Source organism: Gracilibacillus saliphilus (assembly GCF_010994085.1).
Lineage (GTDB): Bacteria > Bacillota > Bacilli > Bacillales > Amphibacillaceae > Gracilibacillus > Gracilibacillus lacisalsi.
This window is the reverse complement of record NZ_WJEB01000002.1, coordinates 337,209-359,831: the sequence shown is the minus strand read 5'-3', so window position 1 is coordinate 359,831 and position 22,623 is coordinate 337,209. Positions and strand designations below refer to the sequence as shown.

Annotated in this window: 23 protein-coding genes; all 23 read right to left on the bottom strand. The window is 39.3% G+C overall.

The genetic code is table 11. The features are described from left to right. Positions 1-137: 137 nt before the first annotated feature. Positions 138-3,221, bottom strand: coding sequence for an efflux RND transporter permease subunit (locus GHT08_RS05860; protein ID WP_163580498.1), 3,084 nt, complete (start codon positions 3,219-3,221; stop codon positions 138-140). Between the two features lie 2 nt (positions 3,222-3,223). Then, the gene (locus GHT08_RS05855) at positions 3,224-4,084 is read right to left on the bottom strand and encodes an efflux RND transporter periplasmic adaptor subunit (RefSeq protein ID WP_163580497.1); all 861 of its coding nucleotides are present in this window, start codon (positions 4,082-4,084) and stop codon (positions 3,224-3,226) included. A 21-nt stretch (positions 4,085-4,105) separates the two neighbouring features. Beyond that, positions 4,106-4,948 (bottom strand): TetR/AcrR family transcriptional regulator, encoded by an 843-nt coding sequence (locus GHT08_RS05850; RefSeq protein WP_163580496.1) that lies wholly within the window; start codon positions 4,946-4,948, stop codon positions 4,106-4,108. Positions 4,949-5,268: 320 nt separating this feature from the next. Further along, positions 5,269-5,595, bottom strand: coding sequence for a hypothetical protein (locus GHT08_RS05845; RefSeq protein ID WP_163580495.1), 327 nt, complete (start codon positions 5,593-5,595; stop codon positions 5,269-5,271). Positions 5,596-5,793: 198 nt separating this feature from the next. Next, positions 5,794-6,210: a 3-hydroxyacyl-ACP dehydratase FabZ gene (fabZ, locus tag GHT08_RS05840; RefSeq protein WP_153836462.1), complete on the bottom strand. Its 417-nt coding sequence runs from the start codon at positions 6,208-6,210 to the stop codon at positions 5,794-5,796. 35 nt (positions 6,211-6,245) lie between these two features. Next, positions 6,246-6,554: a hypothetical protein gene (locus GHT08_RS05835; RefSeq protein WP_163580494.1), complete on the bottom strand. Its 309-nt coding sequence runs from the start codon at positions 6,552-6,554 to the stop codon at positions 6,246-6,248. A gap of 152 nt (positions 6,555-6,706) precedes the next feature. Beyond that, positions 6,707-7,000, bottom strand: coding sequence for a DNA-directed RNA polymerase subunit beta (locus GHT08_RS05830; protein WP_163580493.1), 294 nt, complete (start codon positions 6,998-7,000; stop codon positions 6,707-6,709). A 28-nt stretch (positions 7,001-7,028) separates the two neighbouring features. Continuing rightward, on the bottom strand, positions 7,029-7,859 hold the full coding sequence (locus GHT08_RS05825; protein WP_163580492.1) for a flagellar hook-basal body protein: 831 nt from the start codon (positions 7,857-7,859) through the stop codon (positions 7,029-7,031). Between the two features lie 18 nt (positions 7,860-7,877). After that, positions 7,878-8,702: a flagellar hook-basal body protein gene (locus tag GHT08_RS05820; protein ID WP_163580491.1), complete on the bottom strand. Its 825-nt coding sequence runs from the start codon at positions 8,700-8,702 to the stop codon at positions 7,878-7,880. 175 nt (positions 8,703-8,877) lie between these two features. After that, complete coding sequence (mreB, locus tag GHT08_RS05815) at positions 8,878-9,876, bottom strand: rod shape-determining protein (protein WP_163580490.1); 999 nt, start codon at positions 9,874-9,876, stop codon at positions 8,878-8,880. Between the two features lie 291 nt (positions 9,877-10,167). Beyond that, positions 10,168-10,458: a sporulation transcriptional regulator SpoIIID gene (gene spoIIID, locus GHT08_RS05810; protein ID WP_018930768.1), complete on the bottom strand. Its 291-nt coding sequence runs from the start codon at positions 10,456-10,458 to the stop codon at positions 10,168-10,170. A gap of 311 nt (positions 10,459-10,769) precedes the next feature. After that, complete coding sequence (locus GHT08_RS05805) at positions 10,770-11,807, bottom strand: AimR family lysis-lysogeny pheromone receptor (protein WP_163580489.1); 1,038 nt, start codon at positions 11,805-11,807, stop codon at positions 10,770-10,772. A 199-nt stretch (positions 11,808-12,006) separates the two neighbouring features. Continuing rightward, entirely contained in the window at positions 12,007-12,894 is an 888-nt protein-coding gene (locus GHT08_RS05800) for a stage II sporulation protein SpoIIQ (RefSeq protein ID WP_163580488.1), read from the bottom strand. Positions 12,895-12,952: 58 nt separating this feature from the next. Next, positions 12,953-14,011 carry a stage II sporulation protein D gene (gene spoIID / locus GHT08_RS05795; protein ID WP_163580487.1) on the bottom strand — a complete coding sequence of 353 codons (1,059 nt, stop codon included), beginning with the start codon at positions 14,009-14,011 and terminating at the stop codon, positions 12,953-12,955. A gap of 192 nt (positions 14,012-14,203) precedes the next feature. Then, positions 14,204-15,508 (bottom strand): UDP-N-acetylglucosamine 1-carboxyvinyltransferase, encoded by a 1,305-nt coding sequence (murA, locus tag GHT08_RS05790; protein WP_163580486.1) that lies wholly within the window; start codon positions 15,506-15,508, stop codon positions 14,204-14,206. Positions 15,509-15,543: 35 nt separating this feature from the next. After that, positions 15,544-16,263 carry a YwmB family TATA-box binding protein gene (locus GHT08_RS05785; RefSeq protein ID WP_163580485.1) on the bottom strand — a complete coding sequence of 240 codons (720 nt, stop codon included), beginning with the start codon at positions 16,261-16,263 and terminating at the stop codon, positions 15,544-15,546. 74 nt (positions 16,264-16,337) lie between these two features. Continuing rightward, positions 16,338-16,571 (bottom strand): DUF1146 family protein, encoded by a 234-nt coding sequence (locus tag GHT08_RS05780; RefSeq protein ID WP_018930774.1) that lies wholly within the window; start codon positions 16,569-16,571, stop codon positions 16,338-16,340. A 444-nt stretch (positions 16,572-17,015) separates the two neighbouring features. Beyond that, positions 17,016-17,414: a F0F1 ATP synthase subunit epsilon gene (locus GHT08_RS05775; protein WP_153834868.1), complete on the bottom strand. Its 399-nt coding sequence runs from the start codon at positions 17,412-17,414 to the stop codon at positions 17,016-17,018. A gap of 40 nt (positions 17,415-17,454) precedes the next feature. After that, the gene (gene atpD, locus GHT08_RS05770) at positions 17,455-18,858 is read right to left on the bottom strand and encodes a F0F1 ATP synthase subunit beta (protein ID WP_163580484.1); all 1,404 of its coding nucleotides are present in this window, start codon (positions 18,856-18,858) and stop codon (positions 17,455-17,457) included. 42 nt (positions 18,859-18,900) lie between these two features. Further along, on the bottom strand, positions 18,901-19,764 hold the full coding sequence (gene atpG, locus GHT08_RS05765) for an ATP synthase F1 subunit gamma (protein ID WP_018930777.1): 864 nt from the start codon (positions 19,762-19,764) through the stop codon (positions 18,901-18,903). A gap of 215 nt (positions 19,765-19,979) precedes the next feature. Then, complete coding sequence (gene atpA / locus GHT08_RS05760) at positions 19,980-21,488, bottom strand: F0F1 ATP synthase subunit alpha (RefSeq protein WP_163580483.1); 1,509 nt, start codon at positions 21,486-21,488, stop codon at positions 19,980-19,982. Positions 21,489-21,509: 21 nt separating this feature from the next. Further along, complete coding sequence (locus GHT08_RS05755; protein WP_163580482.1) at positions 21,510-22,052, bottom strand: F0F1 ATP synthase subunit delta; 543 nt, start codon at positions 22,050-22,052, stop codon at positions 21,510-21,512. Next, on the bottom strand, positions 22,049-22,579 hold the full coding sequence (atpF, locus tag GHT08_RS05750; protein ID WP_163580481.1) for a F0F1 ATP synthase subunit B: 531 nt from the start codon (positions 22,577-22,579) through the stop codon (positions 22,049-22,051). The genes GHT08_RS05755 and atpF overlap by 4 nt, the downstream gene beginning before the upstream one ends. Positions 22,580-22,623: the final 44 nt, after the last annotated feature.

Below are 22,623 nucleotides of genomic sequence, written 5' to 3'. Positions count from 1 at the left end.
TCTTATCCCCGCAAGAGCACTCCTTGTTCCCTGGAAAGGGCAATATCCATGGTAGATCATATTTTAAAAAGAAAAATCTGAACACCATTCCTATTCTACTTTCATAGAACCTGGAATAATTGTTCAGATTAATCTTGTTACGCTTCTTTCTTTTTCTTACCTTTTCTCGTAAACCATCCTTTAATACGCTCTGATAGGTTATCAAAGTACGTGTAAACGACTGGAATTAAGACTAGTGTAAAGACGCTGGATGTCAATAAACCGAAGATTACGGTTATAGCCATTGGCTGTTGCATTTCCGCACCTTCACCATATCCTAACGCTAATGGAACCATTGCTAGGATTGTCGTTAAGGTTGTCATTAAAATAGGACGCAACCTTGTTTTTCCGGCTTCGACAATGGCTTCGTGTCGATCCATTCCTCGATTCCTTAGAATATTTATATAATCGACCAGCACGATCGCATTGTTAACTACTATACCGGCGAGCATAATCACCCCAATAAAGGCCGTGATGGATAACGGCTGACCGGTAATGAACAGTCCACCAAACACCCCTACTGCTGTTGCAGGCATGGAGAACATAATGATTAATGGATGCAGGAAGTTTTCAAATTGAACTGCCATAACGGCGTATACTAAGAAAATCGATAATACTAAAGCCAGACCTAAGTCAACAAAGGCTTCTGTCATATCTTCCGCTTGACCGCCGAACGAATAATCATAATCTTCTGGGAAGTTCATGGAATTCAATGCACTTTTCACATTTTGTGATACAGTACCTAAATCACTGTCGACAATACCAGATGAAATATTAATTTGTCGTTCCTGGTTCTGACGTGAAATGGTTGCGGCACTTTGTACTTGTTCGAAATCCGCAATCGTCTGCAAAGGAATGGTCGTTCCTTCTTGATTTTGAACCATTAAATTTTCTAAGTCATTAATGGTTGAACGTTTATCTTCCGGATACATTAATTTGACATTCATTTCTTCTCCGGCTTCACGATACTGCATGATCGTCTGACCGGTAAAACCGAGCTGAACTTGACTCATTACTTCTTGATAGCTTAAACCATATTGTGCTGCAAGCTCACGATCAACTTGAATCGCAATTTCAGGTTGCGTATCAGAGAGAGATGATGTTGGATTGTAGACACCTTCCACACCTTCTAGTACCGTCAGTACCTGATCTGACAGTTCCTGTAACACTTCTGTTTCTGGACCTGAAATTTGGATTTGGATCGGATCGCCTAATCCGGCACCCGAACTTGCTTCGTTAACGGTAATTTCCGCTCCCGCAATATCTTGCAACTCTTCATCTAATTCTTGTACAACGGATGTTGTTGTTTGATCTCGTTCATCTACAGGTACTAATTGTATTTGATAGGAGGCAGCAGAACCACCTGTCATCAACGCTTCTTCCGAATTACCACTACCGACCGTTACATAACTGACATCAATGACATCATCGTAATCTGCCAATATGTCATTTACTTGTTCAGTGATCGCAAGGCGTTTCTCCTCATTTGTACCTGTTGGTGTTTCAACTGTGATACCTAACTGACCTTGATCGCCTTCTGGAATAAAGGCAGTGCCAATAAACGGCAATAAAGAAACACTTCCAATGATAGCGACAATCGTAACCACAATCGTTGTTTTTCTTAATTTCAAGGCTTTTTCGATCACTCGCTGGTAGCCGCTCACTATCTTTTGTAAGAAACGATCGAACCAGTAACGACGACCATTATCCTCCATAGCTTTCGTTAAAAGTTTGGATGATAACATCGGGATGAGCGTAACCGCAACCGCTAGTGATGCAATTAATGCAAACGAAACGGTTAATGCTAACGGAGTAAATAATTCCGATGCAATACCTTCAACGAAAACGATCGGTAAAAATACCACTAACGTTGTCGTTGTTGATGCTATAACGGCTGGCGCAAGCTCTGAAGCACCTTTTATCGCTGCATCTTTCATACCATATCCTTTTTGCCTGTACGAGACAATATTTTCGAGAATAACGATGGAACTGTCGACCATCATCCCGATACCGAGTGCGAGACCACCCATCGTTAATACATTCAACGTTTCACCGGTGAAATATAACAGTACAAACGTTGAAACAATTGCAATTGGGATCGACACCCCGATAACAAGAGTTGCTCTAACACTTTTCAGGAATAGTAGCAATACTAATAACGCGAAAATCCCACCAAAAATCATATTTTGAATAACAGAATTGATCGATTGTTTAATAAAGTCTGACGTATCAACAACTACATCGAGACTTACACCTTCTGGCATATCTTCATTCAAATCATCAATTGCAGCTAATACATTATCTGATACTTCCACTGTGTTACCGTCTGATTGTTTTAGAATACTTAACACAACGGCTGTCTCGTTATTGACAAGGGTTGTACCATTTTTTTGTGTCGTATCGTTGACATCTGCCACATCTTCGACCGTTATTTGTGCACCTTGTGGTGTTTGTATAATTGAGTGAGCAATGTCATCTACTGAATTAAATGTACCATCTACACGTAGCTGTAAGTCCTGCTCACCACGTTGAATCGAGCCTGCTGAACCAGATTGATTAGCACCTTGCAACGCCTGCTGAATCACTTGTGTTGATACACCATATTGCATCATCGCTGCCCGGTCTAACTCTAATTCTATAACTCTTTCTTCGCCACCTTCGATACTGACAGAGGCAACACCGCTTTGTCGTTCAAAATATGGTTGAATGGTATCCTCTGCTACTGTTTGTAATGTGTTGGTATCACTGCCTGTTAAACCAACCCACATAATTGGCATTTGATTTGGGTTAAAGCGAAGAACACTTGGATCATTAGCACCATCTGGCAATGCCGCTTTTACTTGATCTACACTTTCCCGGACCTCCAGTAAGGCATTGTCGAGATCCGTGCCATTTTCAAACATAATAATAACTAAGGAAGAGCCTGTTTGCGATTGTGATTGAATCGTGTTGACCCCTTCAATCGAGCTAAGACCGCCCTCAATTGGTTCTGACACTAATTTTTCGACCTCTTGAGGTGCTGCATCTGGATAGCTGGTCGCAACCACTGCAATTGGTAAATCAATTTCCGGGAAAAGATCTATCGCTAAATTTCGAACTGATATAACACCCATTGCAATAATAGCGAGGACAATCATGATGACCCCGACTGGCCGTTTAACTGATGTATTGACTAGTTTCATGATTAATCCTCCTCTACTACACTAATTTTGCTGCCATCTACAAGTGTCAATTGCCCACTCGTAATGATTTGGTCTCCTTCATTAAGCTCTGCTTGAATAGCTGTTAATTCGGACTGTGTTGCCTGAACGTCTATTTCTACTTTTTTAGCTGTATCATCTTCTACAACAAATACAAACGTATCATCATTATCTTCAACTAATGCTGCTGTTGGAATTAGTAATGAATCTTCAATTACGGTATCTTCTAACACGACAGTAGCAATGACGCCTGCTTTGTAATGGGTTGTTTCATTATCGAATGACAAGTCAATCGGGAATAGTCCCGCTTCATTGGCTGCATCTGCTACATATTCAATCTCTGCTTCATGTGTTTCTTCTTCTGCACTTTGTAATAACAGGGTTACTTCTTTCCCTTTCTCAAATAAATCTAGTTGTACGTCAGGTACTTGTAATTGAACAGTTAACTGTTCCAAATCAATGATCGTTGCTAATGGATCTTGATTGGAAACCATCGAGCCTTCTTTTGCTTCCAACTGAGAGATAACCCCATCTGCCGGTGCTTCTACGGTGATTTTTCCTTGTGGGCTAGAGATGGTTGCAATGTCATCATCTTCTTCCACCTTGTCTCCATTTTCCACTTCTAGTTCCTCGATTTCACCTGCTACAGAAGGAATAACTGGGGTTGTTTGATTTGGCATCGTACGACCATAGAAATTACGTTCCATAACTAGGTCACCTTTCGTTACCTCTCCTGTTTCGACTGGTGTTACGCGCTCTACTTGCTTTTCTTCCTCATCGCTGTTTTCTGAACACGCAACTAAAGTGATGATAACAATCATCAGTAAAAATAATAAACGCTTCATCTTCTTGTCCCCTCTCAATATTTATAAATATGTTTTTAACGATTGAACAAATGGTTTAATAGTTGCATAAGATTCTAAATGCTCAATCATACTTTGAATGATAATTTGTTTAGATTCTTGCTTTTGCCATTCTTCTTCTAGTACATGTAATGCTTCTGCTATTTGCTGTCTTTCACCTCTTTCTAAGTCTGTGATTTGGCCTTTTATTTCCTCGATGACAGCTTGAAATGACTGGTCACTCTTTTGCTTGAATCGTTTCAAATCCTGATAGTCAAATACAGTAGGCGCAGAATTTGTTAAAATGCCTTGCACCAGAATATCGACATTTTTGGTGATATAACCCGCTAATTGGTCCGGATCGAAGGAAAGGTCATGAATCGCAATCCATTTAAAATAACCACTCATCACTCCATCGGTTAGGATGATGGCATCTACTATGTATGGCTTTAGTTCTTCACCATAAATGCTAATTAATCGATCTTCCATCCAATCATAGCTCTGCTTATGTAGATTTAAAATCAATTCATCCTTCTTATCACCAAGGTGGACATTTTCTCGAAAATGCATCATCAGGTATTCCTTGTGTTCTTTAAACAACTGAAGAAATGCGCTAATCTGTTTTGTGAATTGGTCAAAAGGTTTACCTGTTTCCTGGTGTAAATTACTCAATTTTTGAAGAACTGTCTCTGTATAATATTTGTAAATTTCGACAAACAAATCATCCTTCGAATCAAAATGTAAGTAAAATGCTCCTTTGGAAACATCACTTTGATCAGCAATTTCTTGAATGGAAGTAGAGTGGAAGCCCTTTTCCGAGAAGAGTTTCAAACTCACTTCAATCATGCGCTTCTTTTTACTGTCCATGTTTTTGCAGCGCCTCACTTTCTCTAGTACGATTTCCCCTTTATGAATGTTTCATTTTTTTATTTTTGTGAATGACTGGTCAGTCAGTAGTATACTATACCAGTTATCAAGTTGAATATCAAAGGAAAAGGGCTATTTATTAATGACATAAGAAAAATAGCAAAACCACTAAAAAAAGTGGAGTTTCAGGCAAAACGAGTCCCACTAGAATTGAAGTGTGCCGCCTTCGCAAGATATCTACTCATAATAATAAACCCTGCTTCTACTGAAACAGGGTTTTAGGTTTCTACTTTAAGTTGACTGCTTTTGATGGTGATCAATCATTCCTGTGGATTATCTTCATCTTTCATTGGACCTTCACCATTCTCAACAGCATCTTCCATGTTCTTTTCCGCTTCGTCTAAGTTTTCTTCCACATTTTCACCTATGTCTTCTCCGGTTCCGCCATCAGCGCCACCGTTTGTACCACCGTTGCCACCTTGTTCGCCACCATTAGGAGCTTCATCTGTTGGAGCTTGTTCTTCTTGTTGTGGCTGTTGTGGCTGCTCTTCTTCAAGCGGTTGTTCTTCTTCATTTGTCGCACAACCAGCTAACAGAGCTAGTGATAATAACAAAGCTGAAAGATACTTAACGTATTTTAATTCCATGTGATATCCTCCTTTAAGTCGTCTTCATTGGTAGGTTAACCAAATAATCTACAAAATATGCCATAAATTTTATTTATATTTTTGTGGGGATTTTATTGTCGGATGAGAGGAGTTTATTCAAATAGAGGGTGCTAGAGCCAATCCTTTTCATATCGGGCTCTATACAAAAAGAGAAGCTTTGCAAAGCCTCTCTTTTACTTATTTCACTGCAAATGTAATTTCCGCTTCACAAGCAAGTTCACCGTCTACTGTTGCAACGGCTTTCCCTTTTCCGATCGGTCCTTTTATACGGATAATTTCGACTTCAAGACGGAGTTGATCTCCAGGTTTTACTTGACGTTTGAAACGACACTTGTCAATTCCTGCAAGAAAACCGATTTTACCTCTGTTTTCTTCTTTGCTCAAAATCGCCACCGCTCCAACTTGTGCTAATGCTTCGACAATTAATACACCAGGCATAACAGGATAGTCCGGAAAGTGTCCCTGAAAAAATGGTTCATTAATAGTTACATTCTTTTTGCCGACAATCCGTTTATCATCTTGCTCGGTGATCGCATCCACTAACAGAAATGGATAACGATGTGGGATCGTATCTTTAATTTGTTCAATATCCATATGTATGACTCCTTTCTTTTCTCCACTAAAGTATATCAAAAAGAGAAGAAAAAATCATAGCTTGACAAGTGTCTTTCATTGAAGCTTCCGAGGGGAGTAGTTTCTCTTCCTTGTATATCTTTATATTTCCACGGAACAGAGTTTTTCTTCCGGGGATATTTGCCCGCTTCCGGGGATATTTGCTTCTCTTCCGAGGATATTTCTATATTTCCACGGAACAGAGCAACTTTTCCTCGGAAGAGAAGGTTTTTTCCACGGAGCAGAGTTTCTCTTCCGGGGATAATTGCTCCGCTTCCGGGGATATTTGCTTCTCTTCCGAGGATATCTCCATATTTCCACGGCACAGAGCACCTTTTCCTCGGAAGAGAAGGGTTTTTCCATGGAGCAGAGTTTCTCTTCCGTGGATATCTTCCACCCATGCTTCTAATGGAAATTTAAAAACACGTGAATGCCTACGCAAAATCACGTGTTTTATCAGATCTATCAGTCGAAGTTATTATTCTTTAACGAAATCGATAATATGTTGCCAGGTTTCCCATTTTAAGACGTCTAATGGGCTGCCATCTCCAAGTATGCTAAAACCTACAATGAGACCGATCATTAAAGCAAATAAACTAAGCACGATAATAATCAACACCTTCGCCCAAATTGGGATGAGGCGACGGACGTATTTCTTCTCTTGTTGTTTTTTCTTATCAGCTCTTTTTTCCTTTTTCGTCTGTGTCTGGGCTTTTTTTTGTTCATTTGCTTTATTTGTATTTTTATTTGTTGCTTTTGTTTCCTGTGACATACGGGATGACTCCTTATTAAAAACTACACTATCTCAACTGATTAATGAGGCCTCTCATTTGGTCATGCATTGAGATGGTTCGTGCATTAAATTGATATGCTCGTTGCGTTTCGATCATATCTGTTGTTTGTTTTGCTAGGTCTACATTGGAAGCTTCTAATGAACCACTTTCCATGCTTACATCTGCTAATCCAACTCCGTTGATGATTTCCCCAAACGGATAATTTTCAAGCGATTGTTCAGATAGGCGGAATAAACTGTCTCCTGCAGCTTCTAACAATCGCGGACGTACTGCTTCGACAATCTCCAATTGGCCTTCGACAGCTTGCACACCATTACGTGTTACATTAATCATACCATTTTCCTCAATTTTCAGATCGTCCATATTATCAGCTAAGACAATCGGTTCTCCACCAGCTCCAAGAACAGGATTTCCATCAGAAGTAACGAGCATCACTTGATCATCTTCCAATGGTGTTAAATAAAAGTTACCAGCTCTCGTATAACGAACTTCTTCTTCACCATTTTCATTAACAGCTACCTGAAACAGATGGTTATCTTCCAATAAAGCAACATCAAGGTTACGATCTGTTACTTGTAGGGATCCTTGGTCAAAATTAAAATTGGTATGACCTAGCTTTGCACCATTCCCAACTCGTAATCCATCTGGTGTTAATCGTCCTTGTGGATTAGTTGGATCAGGCTCGGTGTTGATTTGCTGAGACAGTAAAGAAGAAAAGTTGGCATCACGGTTTTTATAGCCTGCTGTATTAACATTCGCAATATTATTTCCGATATTATCTAATCGTTTTTGTAATTGCCCCATCGCTACAGCAGCTTGGAAGGTCATTCTTGTCATTTACTTCTACCCCTTTTGTCATCCAAGTCGTGCAATTTCATTGACTGCTTTGTCTAAACTACGATCGTATTGTTGGACTACTTTTTGGTTTGCTTCAAAACTGCGGTATGCTTGCATCATATCTGTCATTGTTTGTGCGGCATCCACGTTTGAATTTTCTAAATGGTTCTGTTGGACATTGAATTGTAAGCCGTCTACACCTCTGGCATCGACTAATGCCGCACCATCTTCTGCAAGTTCAAATAAATCTTCTCCGTTTTTCACTAAATCATTAGGATTGGCACTATAAGCGATCCCAAGTGGCACTTCGCCATCGTCTAATTGGACCATACCTTCCGGTGTTACTGTAAATGCTAAATTGTCCGTATTGATTGGATTCCCTTCGTCGTCTAAAACATAATAGCCATTAGACGTTGTTAAATTCCCTTCACCATCAACAGTGAAATTACCGTTTCTCGTATAACGGATATCTCCTTCACCATTTTGCACCGTGTAAAAGATAGATCCTTCTTCATCTGGTGTTTCACCTTGTACTAGTGCCATATCTGTAGAAACACCGGTTTCCTGAAGGCTTCCTTGTACGAAATCAGGTATCGTTTCGTGTACATATACCCCTGTGTTAATAGCCCCGATTTCAGTCATGGTCGGTACACTAGTACCCTGTGAATTGGGAATATCACGGTTTTCCATACGCTGGATTAATAACTCAGGAAATGCTCTTAATGGTGTTTGATCTTGTTTGTATCCAGGAGTTTGTGCGTTGGTCATATTATTGGATAGCACTTCCTGTCTACGTTGCTGTGCCATCATTCCATTTGTAGCTGTGTAAAAACCTCTAAGCATGAGTCGAACTCCTCTCCTAAAGACGCAAAAGCTTGTTTATGTCTAGCTTCAGCACCAGCGACTAGTGACTTTCCTCAGCTCTGTAAGATCAGTCAACTGCAGTTCCTCCGCCACTGTACTTCTTTTATCGCCTAGTCATACGTCGCTATACTGGCGCATACGCTTTTCTTATGTATTAAACAATCGAACGCTCTAGTTTATCAATATTGTCTAACATAATGCCTGTACCTTTTGCCACGCAATTCATTGGTTCTTCCGCTAATAGCACAGGTACTTTTAATTCTTCTGCCAGCAATTGATCTAAGCCATTTAACAATGCACCACCACCGGTTAGAATGACACCTCTGTCAATAATATCTGCTGATAATTCTGGTGGTGTTTTTTCTAAAACAGTTTTCGCAGATTGTACAATTAGTGAAATCGATTCTCTCAACGCTTCTTCCACTTCTTCGGAATAGATCGTGATCGTTCTTGGTAAACCTGTTACCATATCACGACCGCGAATATCGATTTCTTCTTTGCGAGCACCTGGAAATACAGTTGCAACATTCACTTTAATATCTTCTGCTGTTCTTTCACCAATTAATAATTTATATTTACGTTTTACATATTGAAGAATTTCACCATCAAATTTGTCCCCAGCCATTTTGATCGATTGAGCCGTTACGATATCTCCCATCGATAGTACAGCGATATCTGTTGTTCCACCACCAATATCTACGACCATGTTCCCGCTTGGTTGGAAAATATCCATACCTGCACCGATTGCCGCTACTTTTGGTTCTTCTTCTAAGTAAACTTTTTTACCGCCGGATTTTTCCGCAGCTTCTTTGATTGCTTTTTGTTCTACCTTTGTAATGTTAGTTGGACAGCAAATGAGCATTCTCGGCTTTGATAGAAATCCTTTGACATTAATTTTGTTAATAAAATATCTTAGCATTGATTCTGTCACATCAAAATCTGCGATGACCCCATCCTTAAGCGGACGAATCGCTTCGATATTGCCTGGTGTACGGCCAACCATACGGCGTGCTTCTTCACCAACCTCTAATACTTTACCGGTATTGCGATCCATCGCAACAACGGACGGTTCATCCAGTACAATACCTTTTCCCTTCACATGAATAAGTACATTCGCAGTTCCTAAATCTATTCCAATATCTCTTGAAAACATGAACGATTATCCTCCCTATTTCATTACCTTACTTGAGATTTATGTCGATCAATTAATGATGTTTATGTAAGCTGCTGGTAGATGACTTTTCTCTATTATGGTACATAATACCTCTAATTATATATAATATCATAAAATGCTCGAAATCGTTAGATATTTCCATAAAAAAATGTCGTTATTTTTATATTTTTATGGAATTTTGCGAAAAATAGTTGATAGCAAGGAGTATCTGTTATTAGTATGGTGTTAATCTGAAGGTATATGTATGAATTAGAGAGGATATCATTTGGGTTATTTAGTTAATAATTCTTCTGTTTCTGGTGGTACTTTTTTACCATTAAGCTGATATTTCATTTTGGTTGCTTCTCCACCTCGCAGGTGTCGGATTGCTTTATGATGGCTTAGTATGTTTTTAACTTCGTTTGCCAGTTCGGGATGTATTTCTGGTAATCGTTCTGTCAGGTCTTTGTGTACTGTACTTTTTGAAACTCCAAATTCCTTGGCGATAACTCGAACCGTCTTCTTCGTTTCGACAATGTACCTTCCAATCCTTAATGTTCTCTCTTTGATGTAGTCATGCACATCACTCGCCTCCCCAAAGTTGTCAGTCCAAGGTGTGAACAGAGACAAGTCCTACTTATAAAATTATCCACAATACCGACGAATAGCATCCTCACCTTAGACAAATAAAAGATAATTTGTACCATCATATTAAACAGCACATCCCATTATGACAGTAAATTTTGCGTCAACATACTGGCGAGAGAGGATTGGAGTTTGAAAGAAAAAGAGTGATGGCTCTAGCCATCACTCTTTTTAACCGATATCACCGTAATCTGGATCACACTTTTTTACGAACTTTATAGACATTTCTCCCACTCCCCATATTTTCTTTATATTCCTAAGCCTTCTGAAGCCTTAAGTGGCAACCTTGCGAAAAAGTGATCACTCCTTTTCTCCATAAAGTATTGATAAGAATATATGAAAAAATGTTGCTTCTTTGTTGCTAAGCCTAAGTAATATTGTGTAAACGGAGTTATCATGTCTAACTGTTCTAACATACCAATTGCTAATTCACAGTTCCCTCTCGCGATCTCCAAGTGAGCTCGTTCGATAGGATCCTTAGTGGAAACCCCTTCCACTCTACCAAAATGGGCACAAATAAATGGATACGTATGGGAATCGATATATTCTAATGTATCTTGATCATCTAAGCAATTAGCAATGTACTTTGCTTCTTCGATATGATAAACACTAGATTCAAAATCTTCATATATATAACTGAGTGCTAAGTCTAGGTGGAGGCGTGCTTTTAGTTTGACATGATGAGGCATTTGTAACGCTTCATAGGCGTTCTTTCTTGCTAAGATTAATTCATTTCTTTTCCAATAATAGTGAAATAATAAGTTCTTCATTCTAATTTGGAAGAATGTGATAAATAGTGGATTATCTAGATGACGTAGATATTTCTGAATTTTATTTAGGTAGTAACCGATTCGCTCATAGTTATATACTTTCTTATCTATTTCAATATACAAAAAGTATTTTAAACAACGTAATTCAGGGTGTTGAACGGAAACCGATTTCGATTGAGTTCTTATTTCATGAACAGGTGTTCCATTTTTTAAATCTAGCATGAACTGATAAAGTATCGCTAGTGATTGATTTAATGGATTCATACTTTCCTTGTTCACTTCTATAAAATATTGTAATTCATGATAGCATTGGTTAATATCAAAATACTCTAGAGCTAATCGTTTATCTAAGTCAGAATTGCTTTGATGTAGGAATTCCTTTGCTAATTCCAATTGTGCTGCTTCATCACTATCTAGGCTGATCATGGTTAAAAATTGAGGAAATTGTAGTTGCTTTTCTGATTCAAAATAGTCGCGCATTGTCCCGATCCTTGTTTTTGTATTTGTTTGTACCATAATCTATCTCCTTTCACAGTTACTTATTATTTCATAATCGAGAAATTATGCAATAGGTTTTTTGATAGAATCGTTCGTCAAATAATTATCGATATCGACACTATTTGATCGTTTTTCATAGCTTGTAAGTAGAATATGTAAGAATAGCGTTGAAAAATGAAAAATCTCCCTACCTTTTTCACAGGTAAGGAGATTTCGTTTACGCATGTTCCATTGCGCTTGATGATTCTGTGTCATTTTCAGCATCTGTATTGTCTTCTGATTCTGTTGCGTTTTCATCTTCAGCTGAACTATCATCTTCCGTCGGTGTTTCATTTTCCTCTGAACTTTCTTCTGCCTTCTCTTCATCTTCTGCAGCTGGTTCCTTGTCTTCTTCACCCTTGTCAGGTCCGACAATTTTATTAATTGGTTGATTAATAAAATGCTCAGGGTTGACTGGTGTTCCATCTTTTCTCACTTCAAAGTGAACGTGGACACCATTGTCTTGACCGATTGTATTCTGTCCAGCTGTTCCAATGGTTTCTCCTTGCTTGACTTCGTTACCTTCTTCAGCAAAAACTTCATCTAAACTAGCATAGTATGTGGAAACCCCATGCTCGTGCTCCATCTTCACCACATTACCTAATAATGGATCTTGCTTCACTTCTGTAACCGTACCAGACAATGATGCTGTCACATCAAATGCCTCATGGTCAGCAGTGGAGATAGCAATTCCATCACTTTGATAGAATTTGTTTTGGTGTGAAATGAGCGCCTGTTCTTGTTCTTCTGCATCTGCTCCATAATCATAAAATTTGGTCACGATTTCCACTTGCAAGTCTTCTGAAACTGGCATCTCTAGTACTTCCTGTTGTTGCATGACAGTAGTTGCGTCTTCTTCATCTTGTGCTTCTTGATCTTCTCTTAGATCATCTAGTTGATTTTCCATGTCCTCTGCCAAGTCTGGACCTTGATTTACGGCATTTTGGTACCATAGAACCCCTGTTAAAAGTAGAGCAGCTACCGCTAGATATACAGCAGGAAAAAACCATCTTTTCTTGAAGATACGTTTCCAACTATTTTTTGAAACGTTCTTGTTTTCCTCCATTATGCATCACCTCAGCAACCATTGTGATCATAAAGAGGAAATTTTATACATGTTTTTTTTATTTTTTTGCTAAAAGGGTTGGAGTTGCTTGTTCTAACGTGCTTACTTGTACGCCCTGATAGTAATGTTCGATGATTTCTTCATAGTTTTTCCCTTCTTGTGCCATCCCATTTGCGCCGTATTGGCTCATTCCTACACCATGACCATTACCTTTCGTTGTAAAGACATAATGATCATCTTTTCTCGTAATTGTGAAATCACTAGATGGGAGCTGAAGATAGTCGCGGATGTCGCGTCCTGAGAAGGTCTCTCCACCAATTGTTGCCGTATCTACTCTTTTACTTTCTGTTCTTGTCAACTGAAAATCTTCTACCGAATTGGAAAGATTGATGTTTAATTTATCTTCCAATTCAGCTACCGTGAATATTTTTTGGTCAATAAATTTAGGGGATATCTCTTCATCCCAAGGACTTTCAACTGATCGTAAATACGGCAGTTGATTTGTCCAATAATCTTCGGAGTTTTCTGTATAGCCATTACTGGTCGAAAAAAACGATGCGGTGATTGGTTCATTACTATACGTAATAATCTGCCCTTGGGTAGCTGCGACAGCTTCGGTAATTTTGTCAATTTTCCAATGGTAATCACTACCCCATACTTGTCTTAGCTCATCCGTATTTTTATAGACTTGATGTTCGACAGTATCTTTCACATCAGCGCCACCAGCAAGTTCCTCTCTATTTTGCTGCATCAGGAAGCGTACAATAAAGGTTCTTGCTGCTAATGCCTGTGCTTTTAATGCTTCGATTTCAAAATCTGCAGGCATTTCAGAGGCAACCACATGCGTCACGTACTCTTCTAAAGGAACTTGTTCCACTTCATTTGATTCAGTTCGTAATACATGGACATCAAAAGGAGATTCTAATGAAATATCTTTTTCCTCTGCTGAATTGCTGGCTGTTTCTGTTTCTACAGATGCTTGAGTTGAATCATCGCCTGTGAAAGGTATAACAATAAGCGTTGGGATGATAAACATGAATGTGAGTAATGTGGAAATGATGATGATAGTTGGTAATTTCCAGTTAGTTGATGTTTGTTTGTTTTGCCACCTGGCCATGGCTAACCTCCTCTGTGTTTCTTATGTTTCTACTCTATCTTATTCACAAGATTAGGAGAATAGAACAATGAAAAACTTAAGAAGTGAAGTATAGAAAATAGGCTTGGACAATTATTGACTTGATAACAGTTTGTAGATTGCTAATGTATTATAAAAAGAGGACTAGCTTCTATTAAAGCTGTCCTCTTTTTATTATTGTACTTCTAATTGTTGTACTTCAGTTATAATAGTAGTTTCTCCTTGATTGACTCTTTCAATGTCAGCTCCCAAGTTAGCAAATTTCTCTGTAATATCTACATATCCTCTGTCGATATGATGTAGAGAAGTTACACGAGTATACCCTTCTGCTACCAATCCTGCTAAAATTAAGGCTGCTCCGGCGCGTAAATCAGTCGCAGCGACTTCTGCCCCTTGAAGACTAACAGGCCCCTCTACGATGACGCTACGCCCTTCAATTTTTAATTTAGCATTCATTCTACGGAATTCCTCAACATGCATAAATCGGTTTTCAAAAACAGTTTCTGTAATCATACTAGTACCTGATGCCTGTAACATCAATGCCATCATTTGTGATTGCATATCTGTCGGAAATCCTGGATGTGGCAATGTTTTGATATCCGTAGCTTTTAATCTTTTTGGTCCGATTACACGGATACCACTTTTCTCTTCGATAACTTTAACGCCCATCTCTTCCATTTTGGATACTAGGGCACGAATATGCTCAATTTCAGCGTTTTCTATTAAAACATTACCACCTGTAATAGCTGCTGCTACCATAAATGTTCCTGCTTCGATACGGTCTGGAATAATCGTATGCTCTACTCCACGAAGCTTGTCGACACCTGCGATTTTAATTGTCTCTGTGCCTGCACCTATAACATTAGCACCCATTTTGTTTAAATAATTCGCTAAATCTACTATTTCTGGTTCTTTTGCAGCATTCTCAATAATTGTTTTTCCTTTTGCTAGTGCCGCTGCCATCATGATGTTTTCTGTTGCACCAACACTAGGCATATCTAAATAAATTTTAGCCCCTTTTAATCTATCTTTTGTAGAGACTTCGACAAATCCATTACCAACATGGACATCTGCCCCCATAGCTTCAAATCCTTTTAAATGCAAATCAATTGGTCGTGATCCAATTGCACAGCCACCTGGTAATGCAACCTTCGCATGACCATATCGTGCTAAAAGAGGTCCTAAAACTAGGACAGATGCACGCATTTTTCTTACATATTCAAAAGGCGCCTCCGTTAATAATGGTTTAGTTGCATCCACTGTTACGGTATTTCCTTGATAGTCAACTTCTGCATTCATATGCGTTAAAACTTGGTTTATTGTGTGTACATCTGCCAATGCAGGTACTTCGTGTATAATGCTTTTTCCTTCACTTGCGATTATGCTTGCGGCAATGACAGGCAGTACGGCATTCTTTGCTCCTTCAACTTTTACAGTACCATTTAACTGCCTACCACCACGTACGATGATATTTTCCAAGGCTCATTCTCCTCTGTAGACCATATTCATTATTATTAGTATTCATGTATTAGGATAGGTGTTCCTATAGTGATAGTTGTCCGATCTCCTATCCGCTCTCTTACTGCGATTTGCAAATTAATTTCTTCATCATTTTGCTGCAATTTATTATTCCATTCTGGTGTATAGCCAGTCCACGTATAAAAATCTGGCTCTTTTATTTCGTCGTTTATTGTCATATTCAGTCGCGTTTTTACAAAATTTATAAAACAAACAATATCTATAATACCATCTTTCCAGGCTTCAACACAAGAAAAATATTGTGCATTTTTTGTAAATAAGCCATTAGTAATTGTTTTTATCTTCTCTTTATATACTTTTAGTACTTCCGGTGCTGTTTCAGTTGCTGTAATCGTATAAATGATCTGATATTGTTCCTCCTGTTCATTTGTGCGCACTAGTAAAACTGATTCGGTAATTCCATCGTTTTCATGTCGGTCCGAACTAAATTCAAGTCGATTTTTATCTTGACCTTTTTCTTCTATACCAAGTTGATACCCGTCGATTTTAGAAATAAAACTTTCTATATCCACTATTTTCATCGATTCTTTTATAGTAGTTTGCAAGTTTGATAGTTGAAGATCCTGTTCTTCCACTAATTCTATCAATTCGTCTATTTCCTTTTGATTTTCTATATTCGTTTTTGTCTCAGTAAGTAATTGATCTACAGAAAACATCATGCCAACTGTCGCTAACAATATAAAAAAATACTTCATTTCCCGCACTCCTTTTTTTATTAGAAGTATTGGCTGGAAATAAAGTATTCATACTCTTTTTTTATTATTTTAACTTAAAAAAGGTAGATTAATTGTTGGGACCACTGTAAGAAGTCTAGGAAAAAGTTACTCACGGTTGAACCAATTGCTATCGTAATGAAGATAACCAATATCCGTGCTTCAAACACTTTATTCTTTCTAAATAATTCGTCGAAATTCAGAGCTTGAAGTACTTGCCATGTAATCACGATAAAAATGAGATGAGATAACATCCCAATCAAGCCTTCTTGCGCCAAACTTTGCATCATAATATATCCCTCGTTTACTTGTTTTTCTCTATTTTAACATATATATTAACGATTCGCCTTAATTGGATATCCTTCGATATTTCCCGGGAAATTTAGCTAAAATACTTTTTATTTAGGTATTAGGTTTGGTCGACAATCCATTTTGTACCATCTTAAGGGTCGGAGTTGGGGCTAAAGGGTGGTTATAATGATATGAGCACTTTATTTAGTAGATACGAAAGTGTCGACCTGAGAAATGTAGTGAATTTTCGACAAGGAATTGTTCTCCTCTTTTTGGTGATAACCTACTTGAAAAGATGAGATGTGTGCACTGCTTATATATTTATTTGCAACTTGAGGGATTTATTTGCAACTTGAGGGATTTATTTGCAACTTGAGGGATTTATTTGCAACTTGAAAAGGGGCTGCACTCAACCAGTCGGTTGAGGCAGCCCCTTTTCCTTGTTATCTATTTTCTACGACGTCGATTCGGTTTAAGGCACGTTTAAGTGCTAATTCTGCCCTTCTGAAATCTATTTCATCTTGCTTAGCTTGTAAACGACGTTCTGCTCGTTCTTTCGCTGCACGAGCACGCTCGATATCAATATCGTCAGGTCGCTCTGCTGATTGTGCAAGAATTGTCACTTTATCAGGACGAACCTCAAGGAATCCTCCACTTACTGCAATTCGTTGTGGATTTTCTCCTTTTAAGCGCACTGCACTAATGGACAGTGGTGCAACGAGCGGAATGTGACCTGGTAAGATCCCGAGCTCTCCACTCTCAGCTTTACAGCTAACCATTTCAAATGAATCTTCCAGAACAGGGCCATCCGGAGTAACAACACTTACTGTTAGTGTATTCAACAGAACCCCTCCTTAGGCTGGAATAAAAGCTAAAGGCGAATTACGCCATTTGCTTTGCTTTTTCTACTACTTCTTCGATGCGACCGACTAAACGGAATGCATCTTCTGGAAGGTCATCATATTTACCATCAAGGATTTCGCGGAATCCTTGAACAGTTTCCTTAACTGGTACATAAGAACCTGGTTGACCTGTAAATTGCTCTGCTACGTGGAAGTTTTGCGATAAGAAGAACTGGATACGACGCGCACGTGATACAGTAAGCTTATCTTCATCAGATAACTCATCCATACCTAAGATTGCGATAATATCTTGTAGTTCTTTATATTTTTGTAATGTTTGTTGAACTTCACGCGCAACATTGTAATGCTCTTCCCCTACTACTTCAGGGTCAAGGGCACGAGATGTAGAGGCAAGTGGATCCACCGCTGGGTAAATACCTTGCTCTGATAATTTACGATCAAGGTTTGTTGTCGCATCTAAGTGAGCGAACGTTGTAGCTGGTGCCGGGTCAGTATAGTCATCGGCAGGTACATAGATCGCTTGAATAGATGTAACAGAACCTTTGTTAGTTGATGTAATACGCTCTTGTAATTGACCCATTTCTGTTGCAAGTGTTGGTTGGTAACCAACGGCAGATGGCATACGACCAAGAAGTGCCGATACCTCTGAACCTGCTTGCGTAAAACGGAAAATGTTATCAATGAACAATAGCACGTCTGCACCTTTTTCATCACGGAAATGTTCCGCCATTGTAAGACCTGTTAGTGCTACACGCATACGTGCTCCTGGTGGCTCGTTCATTTGACCGAAGACCATCGCTGTTTTAGAAATTACGCCTGAATCTTTCATTTCATAGTAAAGGTCGTTACCTTCACGAGTACGTTCCCCTACACCAGCGAATACGGAAATACCACCGTGTTCTTGTGCGATGTTGTTGATCAACTCTTGAATTAGTACGGTTTTACCTACACCCGCACCACCAAATAAACCGATCTTACCACCTTTAATATAAGGTGCTAATAAGTCTACTACTTTAATACCTGTTTCTAAAATTTCTGTTTCTGTTGCTAAGTCTTCAAATTGTGGAGATTCACGGTGAATTGGATCACGGCGAACATCTGCACCAATTTCTTCGTCAAGGTCAATTTTCTCACCTAAAACGTTGAAGACACGACCTAGCGTTTCATCACCTACTGGTACTGAGATCGGTGCGTTTAAATCTGTAACTTCTGCTCCACGTTGAACACCTTCTGTAGATGACATCGCGATTGTACGTACAGAGTCATCGCCTAAGTGAAGGGCAACTTCTACTGTTAATTCTTGCGCTTCACCGTTCACATCATACTGTACTTTTAACGCGTTGTAAATTTCAGGGAGATGGCCGTCTTCGAATTTAACGTCGACAACCGGCCCCATAATCTGAATAACGTGTCCTTTTGCCATCGATTTCCCTCCTAACTAAAAATTTACTACCGTACGATTGTATTATTCTAATGCGGCTGCCCCACCAACGATTTCGGTGATTTCTTGCGTGATTGCTGCTTGTCTTGCACGGTTGTACTGTAATGACAAGTCATCAATAAGTTCATCCGCGTTATCTGTTGCACTTTTCATAGCAGTCATACGAGAAGCATGCTCACTCGCTTTACTGTCTAATAGTGCACCGAAGATCAAGCTCTCCGCATATTGTGGCAATAATACATCTAATATTTCTTGTTGATTTGGTTCATATTCATATGCGCTCTTTGTACCACTAGATTCTTCTTGTAGATCTGTAAGTGGTAAAAGTTTTTTCGATGTTACTTTTTGTGAAATCGCACTGACGAAGTGATTATAGAAAATCACTAGCTCATCAATTTCTTCATCAATAAAAAGTTGTACCGTTTCAGACGTTAAGTCTTTTATATCAGCAAAATTAGGTTGATCTGAAAGACCAGTGATTTCCTTAAGAACTGGAATATCACGTTTTCTGAAGAAGTCGCGGCCCATTCGTCCTACTGCGATAACGGCATATTCATCTTTTGATTGATGCTTCTCTTGAATCGTGCGATAAACTTCACGAAGTATTCCACTGTTAAAAGCTCCTGCTAGACCTCGATCTGCCGTGATAACAAAATATGCTGTCTTTTTTACTTCACGTGTCTGAAGCATTGGGTGCTCTGCATCTTGGCCACTACCGGCTATGCTATTAACAACTTCTTTAATTTTATCACTGTATGGATCAAAAGCTTTGGCAAATTCCTCTGCTTTACTTAATTTAGATGCAGATACCATGTGCATGGCTTTTGTGATCTGTTTCGTCTTTTGCGTGGAATTAATCCGTGTTTTGATATCTCTAAGAGATGCCACGTTGTTTCACCGCCCTTTCCTAAAAGGTTGACGCTATTACTTATGAAAGAAAACTTTCGCTTTTCTGTCTGGCTCGGGGTGTCCAGAAACAAGTGACTTTCTTTCAGTTTCGTACGATAAGTCATCATCCGTTCCTTCGTCACGGTGATTCCTTTATCTCCTACACTGCAGTTCAAGTCATACATTTCTAAACGGACACTTTCGCTTTCCCTCTATTACTCAGAAACAACAAATGTTTTCTTGAATTCTTCTACTGCACCGCTCATGTCAGCATCATCTGCTAGAGCACCTGTTTCTTTAATGGTAGCAAGCAATTCTGCTTTGTTGCTGTCTAACCATGTTAAGAACTCCTCTTCAAAACGAGTAATATCTTCAACAGGAATGTCATCTAGGAAACCTTTTGTTAACGCATAGATGATCATAACTTGTTTTTCTACTACTAATGGCTTGTGAAGGCCTTGCTTCAGTACTTCTACTGTACGAGCACCACGGTTTAATTTTGCTTGTGTTGCTTTATCTAAGTCAGATCCGAACTGTGCGAATGATTCTAACTCACGGAATGAAGCTAGGTCTAGACGCAATGTACCAGCAACCTTCTTCATCGCTTTGATCTGTGCAGAACCACCCACACGTGATACCGATAGACCTGCGTTGATCGCTGGACGTACACCGGAGAAGAATAGGTCAGACTGTAAGAAAATTTGACCATCTGTAATTGAAATAACGTTCGTTGGAATGTAAGCGGAAATGTCCCCTGCTTGTGTTTCAACGAATGGAAGTGCTGTTAAAGAACCTCCACCTTTGTCATCATTTAATTTTGCTGCACGCTCTAAAAGACGAGAGTGTAAGTAGAATACATCCCCTGGGAATGCCTCACGTCCTGGCGGGCGGCGTAATAATAGGGAAAGCTCACGATATGCGTTCGCTTGTTTTGTTAAGTCATCATATACAACTAATACGTGTTTGCCGTTGTACATGAACTCTTCACCCATTGATACTCCTGCATATGGAGCTAGGTATTGAAGTGGTGCAGGTTCACTTGCACCGGCAGATACAACGATCGTGTAGTCAAGAGCTCCGTGTTTACGAAGTACTTCTACTGTTCCACGTACGGTAGAGTCTTTCTGACCGATTGCTACATAGATACAGATCATATTTTCATTTTTTTGGTTCAAGATTGTATCGATTGCTACGGTTGTTTTACCTGTTTGACGGTCCCCGATGATTAACTCACGTTGACCACGACCGATTGGTACTAGTGCATCAATCGCTTTGATACCAGTTTGCAATGGCTCATCAACTGATTTACGGTCCATTACTCCAGGTGCTGGAGATTCAATTGGGCGTGCTTTTGAAGTCTCAATAGGACCTTTCCCATCAACTGGTTGTCCTAATGGATTAACGACACGACCAATAAGTTCCTCCCCTACTGGCACTTCCATAATACGACCTGTACGACGAACTTCGTCACCTTCACGAATTTCCGTATAAGGCCCAAGGATTACGATCCCGACGTTTGATTCTTCTAAGTTTTGTGCCATACCCATGACACCATTTGAAAATTCAACAAGCTCACCAGACATGACGTTATCAAGACCATGTGCACGTGCGATACCGTCACCGATTTCGATAACCGTACCAACATCACTTACTTCGATGTCTGAGTCATAGCTTTCAATTTGCTGCTTAATCAGCGCACTGATTTCTTCAGCTTTAATGCTCATGCCATTTCACCCCTATCGTCCTTAATTTGCTCTTCTTATTTGTCGTTCGAGACGATCCAATTTACCTTTGACAGAGCCGTCATATACTGTGTTGCCGACTTTAATCTTGACACCACCAATAACGGATGGATCGACATGGTTATTTATTTTCAACGTTTTTACATTTAGTTTCTTCGTGAACACATTTTCGATTTCTTCTTTTTCTGCATCTGATAATGCGCGAACCGAAAAGACCGTTGCCTCTTTCACACCTTTTGCCTGATTAGCAAAAGTGATAAAGTGATCGACAATATCTGGAACAATCGATTCGTTATGGCGATCTACAAGTAACGAAAGTGTATGTAGTACTTCCTTCGAAAAGCCTGCGAACGCTTCGTTAAGTAGCTGCTTTTTCTTTTCTGCTTCTACTTTTGGATGTTGTAAAAATTGAAGAAATGCTTGATTCGTTTGGAAAACTTCCTTGACTGTTGCGAGTTCCGTTTCCAAGAAATCAACTGTTTCCTTTTCAGCACCGATTTGAAAAAGAGCTTCTGCGTAACGCTTTGCTACATTCGTTTTACTCATTGCTCTTCTCCTACCTCTTTAATGTACTCACTGATCAACTGTTCTTGATCTTCAGCATTAATTTCTTTCTCGATCACTTTAGTAGCAATCTGGACAGATAATGTTGCCACTTGTGCCTGAAGTGCTTCAACTGCTTTTTCTTTCTCGCGTGCGATATCTTCTTCTGCAGACTTCTTAATACGAGCTGCTGCTTCGTTTGCTGCTTCAATAATCGCTCGTTCTTGCTCAGTTCCAGCTTTTTTCGCATCTTCTATAATTTGTTGCGCTTCTTGACGCGTCGCTTTTAATTGTTCGTTTGCCTCACGCGCAGCTTTTTCTGCCTCGGCACGGTTCTTTTCAGCTGTATCAATTTCATTGGCAATATGGTTTTCACGTTCTTCCATTTTGTTCATTAATGGACCCCACGCGAACTTCTTCAATAATGCTAGTAAAGCTAAAAAGCTGACAATGGCAAACGCCATATCTCCACCTTGTAAACCGCCGATTCCACCTGCTTGAATGACGAGCCCACCTGCTAAAAGTTGCACAGTGTTCACTCCTTCCCACGATTAGTCATCTATTTCTTCTCACA